Source organism: Pseudomonas sp. rhizo25 (assembly GCF_031931935.1).
GTDB lineage: Bacteria > Pseudomonadota > Gammaproteobacteria > Pseudomonadales > Pseudomonadaceae > Aquipseudomonas > Aquipseudomonas synxantha.
The window spans coordinates 229,323-241,877 of record NZ_JAUJXA010000006.1 but is presented as its reverse complement, the minus strand read 5'-3'; the positions used below and the strand labels follow the sequence as shown (position 1 = coordinate 241,877).

Sequence of the window (12,555 nt, the reverse complement as noted above, 5' to 3'; positions counted from 1 at the left end):
CCCGCTCCTACAACGGGGGGGGGGGGTTAGAACTTGGCTTCAGCATCCAACTGCAAGGTGTTGGTATTGGCATCACGCTGCGTGCGGCTGGCGTAGTCAGCCTTGGTCAGGAAGTACGTGGCGCCGAGGGCAAAGTTCTTGTCGATGTCGTAGCTGACCTTCATCTTATGGCCGCGCGAACCGGTGGTACCGTTGGCGAAGTCCGAATCGGTGAAGGCGCCTACGACGGCATTACGTTGAACGTCGCGGTAGTTGTAGTCCAGGTTGAAACCGAACACCTTGGACTTGGCACCCAGCAACCACGCGGTGTCCTGGTCGGTCACAGCATCGTTGTTCTTCACGTACTGGCCGTAGAACGCCAGGGGCACTGCCAGGCCGCCGATATCTGCCTGGGCAAAACCTTCATACAGGCGGAATTCGTTGTTGGCCGAGTTGCCGTTGACCGCCAACGCGCAAGGCGTGGTGGTGGTTGTGCAGCGGCTGTCCTCGTCATTTTTGTAGGCGTAGACGCTGCCGCCCAAGGTCATTTTCAGGTTGTCGGTGACCGAGAAACGCGTACCCAGCTGGCCGGATGTCAGGCGCAGGTCGTGGCGGAACTGCACGCCGTCTCCGTCGACGTTGTCCTTGAGGTTGTAGTTGCCAAGGCTGCCGAACAGTTCGGCGCTGCTGCCCAGTGGGTATTTGTAGGTAACGGCCAGGCCTTCCGGGTTGATATCGCTATCCCAGATCACGTCGCCCATGCTCACCCATGGCTGGAGCATCTTGCCGCCGATCACGTGCAGGTTCTTGATCTGGTCCGGGTGGTAGTCGATGTAGCCCAGGTCCAGCCAGATCGATTTTTTATCGAAGTAGCCATCCTGATCCTGGTTGGTGGAACGAGCATCGTCGCCGCCACCGGTGGCGATGCGGATGCCGGTGTCCACCTGTGGGTTGATCTCGGTGTAGGCACCCAGGCGGGCACGGATACGTTGACGGTCCTTGTCACGCCCGCCGTTGTTGGGCTCGCCATCGATCTTGATGGTTTCCTGGCGGAAGCGTACGTCACCTTTGAACTGGGTTTTGGCGGCCCAGGCCAGCTTCTGGTCGAAGCTGCTCAGCTCGTTGGTTTTTTTCGCGGTGGCCGCGATCTGCTCGTTGGTCTCTTGTTGAGCTTGCCGTGCGATCTGCTGTTCTTTTTGGTCCCTGGCCAGCTCTGCTTGCAGTTCGCTGTACTGCGCCGCAGTGATCTGGCCGTTGGCCTTGAGCATGTCGAGCAATTTAGCGTCGACTGCAGCGCTGGCCGGTAGGCTCAGGGCCAGCAACAGGCCGCCACACAGGACCGCCGCAGTTTTAGTGGAAGCAAGACGCATATCAATCTCCGAAAGTGAGGAGGGATGGCAAACCATCCAGGACACAACCGACCAATGACGGACGGAAAAAATGTCACCCGGTAGACCCAGGCGCTCTAAAAACTGGCGTCAGTATCGCGACCGTTTATGACGGAGTAGTGGCTAAGTGATTTCATCTAGATGACAAATGGGCTGAGGTTGGAACTATTTATTTCCAAGTCTGTCAGCGTGTTTTCAAGGTGTGCACTGGGTTGCGATAAGCGATACTCGCCAGGCTTTAACGCCAAGAATCAGTGAGGATGCCGATGCCGTTGCAACGCCTGGACAGCCTGTCCGAAATCGCCCCAGAGGTCTGGGACGCCCTGGTGCCGCAGGCCCAGCCGTTTGTACGGCATGGGTTCTTGAGCGCGCTGGAGGACAGCGCCAGCCTGAGGCCGCAATCGGGCTGGCAGCCGGAGCATCTGCTGCACTGGGAAGGGCAGCGCCTGGTGGCGGCACTGCCGAGCTATCGCAAATGGCATTCCTACGGCGAGTATGTGTTCGACCATGGCTGGGCCGATGCCTGTGAGCGCGCCGGTATTGACTACTATCCCAAGCTGCTGACGGCGGTGCCGTTCAGTCCCGTCAGCGGCCCACGTATTTTGGCCGCCAATGCCGAGGACGGCTTCGAGTTGCTCAAGAGTCTGCCGGGCTACCTGGAGATCGAAGGGCTCTCCAGTGCCCATATCAATTTCACTGACGCCTTGGCCGATGAGGCCTTGGCCCTGCAGCCGGGCTGGATGCAACGCCTGGGCTGCCAGTTTCATTGGCAGAACCGCGGCTACCGCGACTTCCAGGATTTTCTCGATGCCTTGAGTTCACGCAAGCGTAAACAGATGCGCAAGGAGCGCGAACAAGTGGCGGGGCAGGGCATTGAGTTCGAGTGGCTGCAAGGCCATGAACTGAGCGAAGCTCAATGGGATTTTGTCTATGCCTGCTACGCCAACACCTATGCAGTCCGCCGCCAATCGCCCTACCTGACCCGTGCGTTTTTCAGCCTGCTGGCCGAACGCATGCCCGAGGCCATCCGCGTGGTGCTGGCCAAGCAAGGCTCGCGCCCGGTAGCCATGGCTTTCAGCCTGATCGGTGGCGACAGCTTCTACGGCCGCTACTGGGGCTGCCTGGCGGAATTCGACCGACTGCACTTCGAAACCTGTTTTTACCAGGGCATGGACTACGCCATCGCCCACGGCCTGCAACGCTTCGACGCCGGTGCCCAGGGCGAGCACAAATTGATTCGCGGGTTTGAGCCGGTGATTACACGGTCCTGGCACTACCTGCGCCATCCGGGGTTGAAGAGTGCCGTGGAGGATTTTCTTGAGCGTGAACGGGTGGGGATTCTGGCGTATGCCGAAGAGGCGAGGTCAGCCCTGCCTTATCGGCAGGGCTAAAGCATCGGTCTGGCAGTACTGCAGGTGAACGGTCAAATCGCTATTCTGTATGTACAAAAGTACATACAGGATGTGCCATGCATTTTGAGTGGGATGAAGCCAAGAACAAAGCCAATATTTCTAAGCACGGCATCGATTTTAACCACGTCCCTGATATTTTTAGACACCCAATGCTGGCCTAGCGCGATGATCGGGCGGATTATGGCGAAGAGCGTTGGATCAGTATTGGCTAGATCAAATTGTTAATGGGTGTGGTCGTATATACCGAGCGGCGTGGTGATGTGATCCGTATCATCTGGGCCCGAAAAGCAACCAAGAAGGAGGCCAAATACTATGACGCAAACATCGAAAACTGATTGGAAGCGCTTGGCCAAGATGAATGAAGAAGAAATCGATACCAGTGATATCCCCGAGCTGGACGCCGAATTTTTCCGGCGTGCCGAGCTTCGTGTCCCGGTGAAGCAGGCGGTGACTATTCGACTGGATGCCGACGTTCTCGAGTGGTTCAAGGGGCAAGGTACTGGATACCAGACACGTATCAATCAACTGTTGCGTCAATACATGCAGGCCCATCAGGGTTGAGCAACATTGAATTGAATTCAGCCCTGCCTTATCGGCAGGGCTGATCCGTTTGCCTTAGGCCCCTTCATCCTTGCCCAGCCATCGATAGGTCACGCCGCCGATCACCGCGCCGAGGATCGGTGCGAGCCAGAACAACCATAGCTGCTGGACTGCCCAACCGCCGACAATCAACGCAGGCCCCGTGCTGCGGGCTGGGTTGACCGACGTGTTGGTGACCGGGATCGAGATCAAGTGGATCAGCGTCAGCGCCAGGCCAATGGCAATAGGCGCGAGGCCCGCCGGGGCACGGCGGTCGGTGGCGCCAAGGATGATCAGCACGAACATCGCTGTCATCACCAGCTCGCAGACAAAGCCTGCCGCCATTGAATAACCACCGGGTGAATGCTCGCCATAACCATTGCTTGCCAGCCCGGAGGCCAGTTCGAACCCGGGTTTGCCACTGGCGATGAAGTACAGCAGTGCGGCGGCGATGGCGCCACCGATCACTTGGGACACTATATAGGCTGGCAATTCCTTGGCCGGGAATCTGCCGCCCACCACCAGCCCCACCGAGACGGCCGGGTTAAGGTGGCAACCGCTGATATGCCCGATGGCAAATGCCATGGTCAGCACTGTGAGCCCAAAGGCCAGGGACACGCCGAGCAGGCCGATGCCGACGTTGGGGAACGCTGCGGCCAACACCGCACTCCCGCAGCCACCTAACACCAGCCAAAACGTACCCAGTCCTTCCGTTACGGAACGTTTGAACAGTGACATGAACACTTCCTTAGATTGCTCTATCTGATTAACGGTCTGTGTGGCTTCCCTGCCGCCTTAAATCAGGGCCCTCCTGGGGCCTGATTGCAGTACAGCAGGATTGTGTCGCACGACCAGCCAGATGGAGAAAGCTGTCAGAATTGTTCGGAATTGAACGGCGGTTTACCCAATAAAATCAGTCTATACCGACAAACCCTCCGGTTTGATGCTGCCATAACCGCGAATAAAGTCCGCCATGTGCCAGCAATTCGGAATGGCTGCCGCTCTCGGCGATCTGGCCTTTCTCCAGCACGACCAGGCGATCCATGCGCGCAATGGTCGACAACCGGTGCGCGATGGCAATCACCGTCTTGCCCTGCATCAGGGTTTCCAGGCTTTCCTGGATCGCCGCTTCCACTTCCGAGTCCAGCGCCGAGGTGGCTTCGTCCATGATCAGGATCGGCGCGTCCTTGAGCAGCACGCGGGCGATGGCGATACGTTGGCGCTGACCGCCGGAGAGTTTCACCCCGCGCTCACCCACATGGGCGTCCAGCCCGGTGCGGCCTTCGGAGTCCGACAGCAGTGGGATGAACTCATCGGCGCGGGCCTTGTGCACCGCGGCCCAGAGCTCTTCGTCCGTGGCGTCGGGCTTGCCGTACAGCAGGTTGTCGCGGATCGAGCGGTGCAGCAGCGAAGTGTCCTGGGTGATCATGCCGATCTGTTCGCGCAGGCTTTCCTGGGCGACTTCGGCGATATTCTGGCCGTCGATCAGGATGCGTCCGCCCTGCAGGTCGTAGAGGCGCAGCAGCAGGTTGACCAGGGTCGATTTGCCCGCTCCGGACGGGCCGATCAGGCCGATCTTCTCCCCGGCCTTGATCTCCAGGTTCAGGCCACCAATGATTCCGCTCTTCTTGCCGTAGTGGAAATCTACCTGTTCGAAGCGCACTTCACCCTGGGGCACGCTCAGGCGTGGGGCGTTGTCGCGGTCGATCACGGCCAGCGGCTGGGCAATGGTTTTCAGGCCGTCCTGCACCATGCCGATGTTCTCGAAGATGCCGTTGACCACCCACATGATCCAGCCGGACATGTTGACGATACGGATCACCAGGCCGGTGGCCAGGGCAATCGCGCCCACCGAGATCAGCGAGTGGGTCCACAACCACAGTGCCAGGCCGGTGGTGGTGACGATCAGCAGGCCGTTCATGGTGGTAATCGCGATGTCCATGCTGGTCACCACGCGGCTGGCCAACTGGGTTTTTTCGGTCTGTTCAATGATTGCTTCCTTGGCGTACTGCTGCTCGTATTGGGTATGGGCGAACAGTTTCAAGGTGGTGATGTTGGTGTAGCCGTCGACAATGCGGCCCATCAATTTGGAGCGTGCTTCGGAGGAAATCACCGAGCGTTCCTTCACACGCGGCACGAAGTAACGCAGTGCCAGGCTGTAGCAGATGATCCAGCTCACCAGCGGGATCATCAGGCGCCAGTCGGCCTCGGCGAACAGCACCAGGGCGCTGATGGCGTAGATCGCCACGTGCCAGATCGCATCCACCGCCGCCACGGCGGAATCGCGCAGTGAGTTACCGGTTTGCATGATGCGCTGGGCAATGCGCCCGGCGAAGTCGTTCTGGAAGAAATTCAGGCTCTGCTTGAGCACGTAGCTGTGGTTCTGCCAGCGAATCAGGCTGGTCATGCCGGGGCTGATGGTCTGATGTACCAGCAGGTCGTGCAGGGCGCCGAAAATCGGGCGCAAGAGCAGGGCGACCACGGCCATCCAGATCAGCTCGGTGCTGTGGATCTGGAAGAAATCGGCGGGCGGCGTGCCCTGGGCCAGGTCGATGATGCGGCTCAAATAGCTGAACAACGCGACTTCGATCAGCGCCCCAATCAGGCCCACCACCAGCAGGGCGGCGAAATGCGGCCACACCTGGCGCAGGTAGTAGAGATAGAAGGGCAGGACTTTATCGGGAGGTGCGGCGCTGGGCGCGTCGCGGAAAATATCGATCAGTTGTTCAAAACGACGATAGAGCATTAGGCTTGACGCCCGCCGTGCGGGCTCTCCTTTCAAATGCGCGCGCTGCCTTGTGGGCTGCGCGCGAAGCTTGCTGCTGACCTCAGTCGATGCGCTTGGCCGACTTGATCAGGACAGGATCGATTGGCACGTTCTGCATGCCTTGCTTGGTGGTGGTCTGGGAGTTGACGATGATGTCGACCACGTCCATGCCTTTGACAACCTTGGCGAACACGGCATAACCGGCATCACGACCCGGGTCGAGGAAGGCATTGTCGGCGACGTTGATGAAGAATTGGCTGGTGGCCGAGTTCGGGTCATTGGTGCGCGCCATCGACAAGGTCCCACGCACGTTATGCAGGCCGTTACTGGCTTCGTTCTTGATCGGCGCTTCGGTCGGTTTTTGCGACATCTGTTGGGTAAAGCCGCCGCCCTGGACCATGAAACCCGGGATCACGCGGTGGAAGATCGTATTGGTATAGAAACCCTTGTCGACATAGGCAAGGAAGTTCTTGGTGCTGATGGGTGCCTTGACCGGGTCCAGTTCGATTTCGATGTCACCGTTGGTGGTGGAGATCAATACGTGGGGCGCCTTGGCAGGTTCGGCCGCCATCAGGTTGGCAGCGAACAGAACGGAACCGGCAAAGAAGGCGATTTTTTTCAGCATGGGTCAGTGATCCTGGGTAGTGGTTTCGACGGTCTTTAGAAAATCGAGCAAGGTCGCGTTAAAGACTTCGGGTTGATCCAAGGGCGTGGCATGGCGGGAATCTTCAATAACGACCAGCCGCGCATCGGGCAGCAGTTTTACATAGATTTCTTTCTGCGCCACGGGGGTGTAGTCGTGGTCGGCGCTGATGACCAGGGTTGGACAGGTAATCTTCGAAAGTTGTTCCTGCACGCCCCAGCCCACAATCGCGTCGAAGCTGGCGAGATAAGCACGTTTGTCGTTCTTTGCCCAGCGTTCGGCCATCTTGCGCCGCAGGTCGGCCTGCGCTGGTTTGGGGAACAGCCGTTCGCCCAGGGCCTTGCCGAGGGTGCTCAGGCTGAGCACGCGGGCCAGGGTCCTGCGCTTGGCCCACTGCCAATAGTCACCAGCGCTGCGCACCTTGACCTCGGGCGCGCTGTTGACGATGCACAGGCTCTTGACCCGTGCGGGTTCATCTACGGCCAGTTGGAAGGCAATCATGCCGCCCATGGATAACCCCACTACATGGGCCGCAGGCAGGTCCAGGTGGTCGATCAGGGCAATCAGATCGAAGGTGAACCCCTGGATGCTGTAGCGCTCGCGGGGTCTGTCGGAGCGGCCATGGCCGCGCACGTCGACCACGATCAGGCGATAGTGCCGGGCGAGTACCGGCACTTGCAGCTCCCAATCCTGGCTGCTTGAGCCCAGGCCATGGATCAGGATCAGCGGGTTGCCGTGGCCGTATTCCTCGTAATGCAGGCTGCAGCCTTCATGCTCGAACCAGGCCATGGATGAACTCCGTTTCAGGCTTGCAGGGGCGCGGCAAAGGGCGCGTCCAGGGGAGCGGTGTCAAAGGTGCGCAGCAGTTCCACGAGGATCTGCGTCGCCGGCCCCAGGGGTTTATCTTTGTTTGAATACAGGTAGAACGTCGGGTGGCGGCTGCCGCCCTGTGCCAAAGGCAGTTGCTTGAGCACCCCTTCGTTCAGTTCGCGCTCGACCATGTGCCGGGGCAGCCAGGCAAAACCCAGGCCGCTGCTGACGAAGGCTGCGGCGGTGGCCAGGCTGCCGACGGTCCAGCGCTGTTCGGCGCCGAGCCAGCCGACATCCCGCGGTTGCTGGCGGCCGGAGTCGCGGATCACCACCTGCATCTGGCTTTCCAGGTCCTGGAAACTGAGTTCGCGGCCCATGCGGTGCAAGGCGTGCTCGGGATGGGCGACGGCAATGAATTCCACCGCGCTCATTTCCGTGCCCAGGTAACCGGGGATACTGAAGCCGCAAATCGCCAAGTCGGCCACGCCTTCCATGAGCAGCTCCTCGACCCCCGACAGCACTTCTTCGCGCAGGCGCACGCGGCAGCCGCGGCTTTGGGGCATAAACGCGGTGAGGGCGCGCACCAGGCGCGCGTTGGGGTAGGCAGCGTCCACCACCAGGCGCACTTCAGCTTCCCAGCCCTGTTCCATATGGTGGGCGAGGTCTTCCAATTGACTGGCGTTCTTCACCAACTGGCGGGAACGGCGCAATAGCACTTCACCGGCTTCGGTAAGCACCGCCTTGCGCCCATCGATGCGCAGCAGCGGCACACCCAGTTGGTCCTGCATACGGGCCACGGTGTAGCTCACCGAGGACTGTGAACGGTGCAGCGCTTCTGCGGCCTGGGCGAAGCCGCCGTGGTCGACCACGGCTTGCAATGTGCGCCATTGATCGAGGGTAACGCGGGGCGCTTTCAAGATGAGCTCCTCTTGTCCTAAGCTGGCGGTCCTTATTGGAGACTGCCGAATGAGAAAATTCTGTTGTGTGTTGCTGGCGCTGCTGCCGATGAGCGCGTTTGCCTACCCCATCGACGTGACTAAAAAGATCAACGGCGTAAGCGTGGACTACACCGCATCCGATGTGGACGCCGACATCAGTTCGATCCAGTTGAGTAACTACGGCACCAACGATGCGCTGTGTTCGGTAATCTTCACCAACGGCCCGGAATCGCCGCGCCGTCGCACCGTGACCGTACCCGCCGGCAAAAGCACTAACACCACGGCCAAGTTCAACCGCGCGATTATCAAAATGCGTATTGCTTTGGACTGCGCTCCAAAATAAAGCAGCGGAGCATGCCAGACAGGAATACTCCGCTTAACAACAAATTTCTAGATGGGTTGTAGCAGTTTTTTGCGCTTTTTTATCGAATAGGCCCTGGTTAACCTTCGCTCCATCGACTTACAGCAATTACCGATGGAGCCTACCAAGCCATGTCCAATGTCCTGATCATCGAAAGCAGTGCGCGCCAGCAGGATTCGATCTCCCGCCAGCTCACCAAACAGTTCATCAGTCAATGGCAAGCAGCCCATCCGGCCGACCGCATCACCCTGCGTGACGTGGCGCGCAATCCCGTTCCCCACTTGGACGCCAACCTGCTGGGTGGGTGGATGAAACCCGCCGAGCAGCGCAACGACGATGAACAGGTGTCCCTGGACCGTTCCAATGAATTGACTGACGAACTGCTGGCTGCCGATGTATTGGTGATGGCTGCGCCGATGTACAACTTTTCCATCCCCAGCACCCTTAAAGCCTGGCTGGATCACGTGTTGCGGGCCGGTGTGACTTTCAAGTACACCGCCACCGGGCCACAGGGTTTGTTGACTGGCAAGCGTGCCATCGTACTCACTGCTCGTGGCGGCATTCACGCCGGCGCCACCTCGGATCACCAGGAACCGTACCTGCGCCAGGTCATGGCTTTTATCGGCATCCACGACGTGACCTTCATTCACGCCGAAGGGGTGAACCTGGGGGCGGGCTTCCAGGAGAAAGGCGTCAATCAGGCTAAAGCACTGCTGGCGCAGGTGGCGTGAAGCGTTAATCGCCAGATAATCCCGCGCTGTTTATATAGCGCCACGCAAACCCTTCAAGTACGCGTATCGAACCTCCCTTTTGCACTTGTAGCTCCTGAGTGCTCCTGCCCGACTGCCGCTTGAGCGAGGTCGGGTTTTTTTTGCGTCGAGTTTCTTCAAACCGCGAAAAGCTTTAATGTCGCGACCATTCGACATGAGGCGCGCATGGGCTATCTACTGGTTGTCACCCTGATTCAGGCATTTTCCTTCAGCTTGATCGGCGAATACCTCGCCGGTCACGTCGACAGCTACTTTGCGGTGCTGGTGCGCGTGGTGCTGGCGGGGCTGATTTTTATCCCGCTGACCCGCTGGCGCTCGGTGGAGCCTGCGTTCATGCGCGGCATGCTGCTGATCGGTGCATTGCAGTTCGGTGTGACCTATGTGTGCCTGTACCTGAGCTTTCGGGTGCTGACGGTGCCGGAAGTGCTGCTGTTCACCATCCTCACGCCGTTGCACGTGACCCTGATCGAAGACGCGCTTAATCGCCGTTTCAACCCTTGGGCGCTGGTCGCAGCCTTGGTGGCGGTGAGCGGTGCGGCAGTGATTCGTTTTGATCAGATCACGCCCCACTTCCTGATGGGGTTCTTGCTGTTGCAGCTGGCCAACTTCACCTACGCGGCCGGGCAAGTCATGTACAAGCACCTGGTGGCGCGTTATCCGAGTGACCAACCGCATTTCCGGCGTTTCGGTTATTTCTACCTGGGCGCCCTGCTGGTGGTGTTGCCCGCATTCCTGCTGTTCGGCAAGGCTGATTTCCTGCCGCAAGCGCCGCTGCAATGGGGCGTGCTGGTGTTCCTGGGAGTGGTCAGCACCGCGCTGGGCATGTACTGGTGGAACAAGGGCGCCTGCCTGGTCAATGGCGGCACCCTGGCGGTGATGAACAACTTGCATGTGCCGGTGGGGCTGCTGCTGAACCTGCTGATCTGGAACCAGCACGAGCCGCTGGGGCGTTTGGCCTTGGGCGGCCTGGTGATTCTGGCGGCGGTGTGGATCAGCCGGCTGGGTGTGCGTCAGGCGGTATCGTCTCCTTTATCGTGATCACGACTTTGCCTTTGGCCCGGCCTTGTTCGACATAACTCAAGGCCTCGGCCGTCGACTCGAAAGGGAAGGTACGGTCGATCACCGGCTTGATAATGCCGGACTCAACCAGCGCGGTGAGTTCATCCAGTTGGGCACCACTGGCGCGCATGAAGACGAAGTCATAACGGACGTTTTTTCTGCGCGCTTTGCGGCGAATGCCACTGCTCAAGACACCCATGACCAAGCCCAATCCCCACGACAGGTTTTGCTCGCGAGCGAATGCCGGCGTCGGTGGCCCTGAGATGGAGATGAGCTGGCCGCCCGGCTTGAGAATGTCGAGTGACTTTGCCAGCGCATCCGGGCCGAGGCTGTTCATGACCACGTCGTAGTCGTTGAGCACGGTTTCGAACTCTTGCTGCTTGTAGTCGATCACCACATCCGCGCCCAGCGCCTTGACCCACTCGACGTTGGCGGTACTGGTGGTCGTAGCGACAAAAGCGCCCAAATGCCTAGCGAGCTGGATGGCGATACTGCCGACACCACCGGAGCCGGCGTGAATGAAGACCTTCTGGCCTTTTTTCAGCCTCGCCGTTTCAACCAGCACCTGCCACGCGGTCAGCGCGACCAGGGGTAGGGAGGCGGCTTGCTCCATTGTGATGTTTGCAGGTTTGCGTGCCACTGCGTCTTCGCGTACCGCAATCAGCTCGGCGAACGTGCCGATGCGCTGCTTGGGAGGGCGAGCATAGACTTCGTCACCCGGCTTGAAGCGTCGTACCGCCGACCCCACGCTGAGCACCACACCGGCCAAGTCATTGCCCAGTGTCAACGGCAACGCATACGGCAGGATCAGTTTGAATTCGCCTTTGGCGATTTTTGCATCCAGCACATTGATGCTGCTGGCATGTATTTGAACCAGCACGTCATGTTCACCCACCACCGGTGTCGGGGCTTCGGTGATGCGGCCTGTGTGCTTGCCATAACGCTCGATTGAAAATGCCTTCATGGTTCAACGCTCATCGCTTCGACGGAAGGGCAGGCGCCTATGCATCGCAGTAGCACAGCACGCCTGCAAAAGGGTTGATCAGGCTTTGACCAGGTAGCGGTCAGCCACCTTGGACTGCTTGATCTGCGCCAGCAAGCCTTGTCGCGCTGCCTGCAAGGCATCCCAGCGAGCGCCGTCCTGCAACGGCGGGATCGTCACGGGCTCGCGACGGTCAAAGCCGATCAGCGCCGCATCGACCAGGTCACCCACTTCCATCACGTCCGTGAGGGTATTGATGTCAATGCCAGCCCGCTCCCAGATCTCGGTACGCGTGGCCGCCGGCAGCACGGCCTGCACATAGACGCCTTTGGGAGCCAGCTCAAGGCTCATACCCTGGGACAGGAACAGTACGAACGCCTTGGTGGCGCCATACACCGTCATGCCGAACTCCGGCGCCAGGCCCACTACCGAGCCTATGTTGATGATAGCGCCGTCACCTGCTGCCGCCAGGCGCGGGGCAATGGCGCTGGCAAGTCGCACCAACGCCGTGGTGTTGAGCGCAACCAACTGAGCGACGCTGTCGCTGGACTGTTCGATAAAGCTGCCGGACTGCGCGGCCCCTGCATTATTCACCAGCGTGCCAATGCTGGCGTCCTCGCGCAGGCGCGCTTCAACCGCTGCCAGGTCAGCGCTTTGAGTCAGGTCGGCGGGGAGGATATCAATGCTGATGGCGTGCTGTTCACGCAGGCGGGCGGCGAGCGCTTCCAGGCGCTGGGTGTCACGGGCGACCAATACAAGATTGTGGCCGCGCTGGGCAAAACGCTCGGCGTAGGCGGCGCCAATGCCGGTCGAGGCGCCAGTGATGAGAACGGTAGTGGAAGTGCTCATGGTGTGATGCTCTGTGGA

The 12,555-nt window shown here is 59.7% G+C and carries 13 protein-coding genes and 1 pseudogene; 6 read left to right on the top strand and 8 right to left on the bottom strand.

Annotated features, from left to right (window positions below):
* Window positions 1-26: 26 nt before the first annotated feature.
* A complete protein-coding gene (locus QZR30_RS16105) occupies window positions 27-1,349 on the bottom strand; it encodes a putative porin (protein WP_046071718.1) in 1,323 nt (440 codons plus the stop codon).
* A 284-nt stretch (window positions 1,350-1,633) separates the two neighbouring features.
* On the opposite strand from QZR30_RS16105, the gene QZR30_RS16100 reads away from it, so the two are divergent.
* From QZR30_RS16100 to QZR30_RS16090, 3 genes and pseudogenes are all read left to right on the top strand, one after another.
* Window positions 1,634-2,758 (top strand): GNAT family N-acetyltransferase, encoded by a 1,125-nt coding sequence (locus QZR30_RS16100; RefSeq protein ID WP_046072698.1) that lies wholly within the window; start codon window positions 1,634-1,636, stop codon window positions 2,756-2,758.
* Window positions 2,759-2,835: 77 nt separating this feature from the next.
* Window positions 2,836-3,114 (top strand): annotated as a pseudogene (locus QZR30_RS16095) (BrnT family toxin).
* On the top strand, window positions 3,092-3,340 hold the full coding sequence (locus QZR30_RS16090; protein WP_046071719.1) for a BrnA antitoxin family protein: 249 nt from the start codon (window positions 3,092-3,094) through the stop codon (window positions 3,338-3,340). The pseudogene QZR30_RS16095 and the gene QZR30_RS16090 overlap by 23 nt, the downstream one beginning before the upstream one ends.
* A 54-nt stretch (window positions 3,341-3,394) precedes the next feature.
* Here the strand turns inward: QZR30_RS16090 and aqpZ are convergent, their stop codons facing one another.
* The 5 genes from aqpZ to QZR30_RS16065 all read right to left on the bottom strand — a co-directional run bounded on the left by aqpZ (window position 3,395) and on the right by QZR30_RS16065 (window position 8,495).
* A complete protein-coding gene (gene aqpZ / locus QZR30_RS16085) occupies window positions 3,395-4,096 on the bottom strand; it encodes an aquaporin Z (protein ID WP_046071720.1) in 702 nt (233 codons plus the stop codon).
* A gap of 175 nt (window positions 4,097-4,271) precedes the next feature.
* Window positions 4,272-6,104 carry an ABC transporter ATP-binding protein gene (locus QZR30_RS16080; protein WP_046071721.1) on the bottom strand — a complete coding sequence of 611 codons (1,833 nt, stop codon included), beginning with the start codon at window positions 6,102-6,104 and terminating at the stop codon, window positions 4,272-4,274.
* Between the two features lie 82 nt (window positions 6,105-6,186).
* Window positions 6,187-6,750, bottom strand: a complete 564-nt coding sequence (locus tag QZR30_RS16075) for a peptidylprolyl isomerase (RefSeq protein WP_032879982.1) — start codon at window positions 6,748-6,750, stop codon at window positions 6,187-6,189.
* A gap of 3 nt (window positions 6,751-6,753) precedes the next feature.
* Window positions 6,754-7,557, bottom strand: coding sequence for an alpha/beta fold hydrolase (locus QZR30_RS16070; protein WP_046071722.1), 804 nt, complete (start codon window positions 7,555-7,557; stop codon window positions 6,754-6,756).
* A gap of 14 nt (window positions 7,558-7,571) precedes the next feature.
* Entirely contained in the window at window positions 7,572-8,495 is a 924-nt protein-coding gene (locus QZR30_RS16065) for a LysR family transcriptional regulator (RefSeq protein WP_046071723.1), read from the bottom strand.
* Window positions 8,496-8,544: 49 nt separating this feature from the next.
* Here QZR30_RS16065 and QZR30_RS16060 point away from each other — a divergent pair, with 49 nt between their 5' ends.
* The 3 genes from QZR30_RS16060 (at window position 8,545) to QZR30_RS16050 (ending at window position 10,685) form a co-directional block, all read left to right on the top strand.
* A complete protein-coding gene (locus QZR30_RS16060; protein ID WP_046071724.1) occupies window positions 8,545-8,859 on the top strand; it encodes a hypothetical protein in 315 nt (104 codons plus the stop codon).
* A 149-nt stretch (window positions 8,860-9,008) separates the two neighbouring features.
* Window positions 9,009-9,608 carry an FMN-dependent NADH-azoreductase gene (locus QZR30_RS16055; RefSeq protein ID WP_046071725.1) on the top strand — a complete coding sequence of 200 codons (600 nt, stop codon included), beginning with the start codon at window positions 9,009-9,011 and terminating at the stop codon, window positions 9,606-9,608.
* A 204-nt stretch (window positions 9,609-9,812) separates the two neighbouring features.
* Window positions 9,813-10,685: a carboxylate/amino acid/amine transporter gene (locus QZR30_RS16050; RefSeq protein WP_046071726.1), complete on the top strand. Its 873-nt coding sequence runs from the start codon at window positions 9,813-9,815 to the stop codon at window positions 10,683-10,685.
* Here QZR30_RS16050 and QZR30_RS16045 read toward each other — a convergent pair.
* Window positions 10,639-11,670, bottom strand: a complete 1,032-nt coding sequence (locus QZR30_RS16045) for an NADP-dependent oxidoreductase (RefSeq protein ID WP_068967566.1) — start codon at window positions 11,668-11,670, stop codon at window positions 10,639-10,641. The two genes, QZR30_RS16050 and QZR30_RS16045, sit on opposite strands and share 47 nt — an antisense overlap.
* A gap of 78 nt (window positions 11,671-11,748) precedes the next feature.
* Complete coding sequence (locus QZR30_RS16040; RefSeq protein WP_046071728.1) at window positions 11,749-12,537, bottom strand: SDR family NAD(P)-dependent oxidoreductase; 789 nt, start codon at window positions 12,535-12,537, stop codon at window positions 11,749-11,751.
* Window positions 12,538-12,555 lie beyond the last annotated feature (18 nt).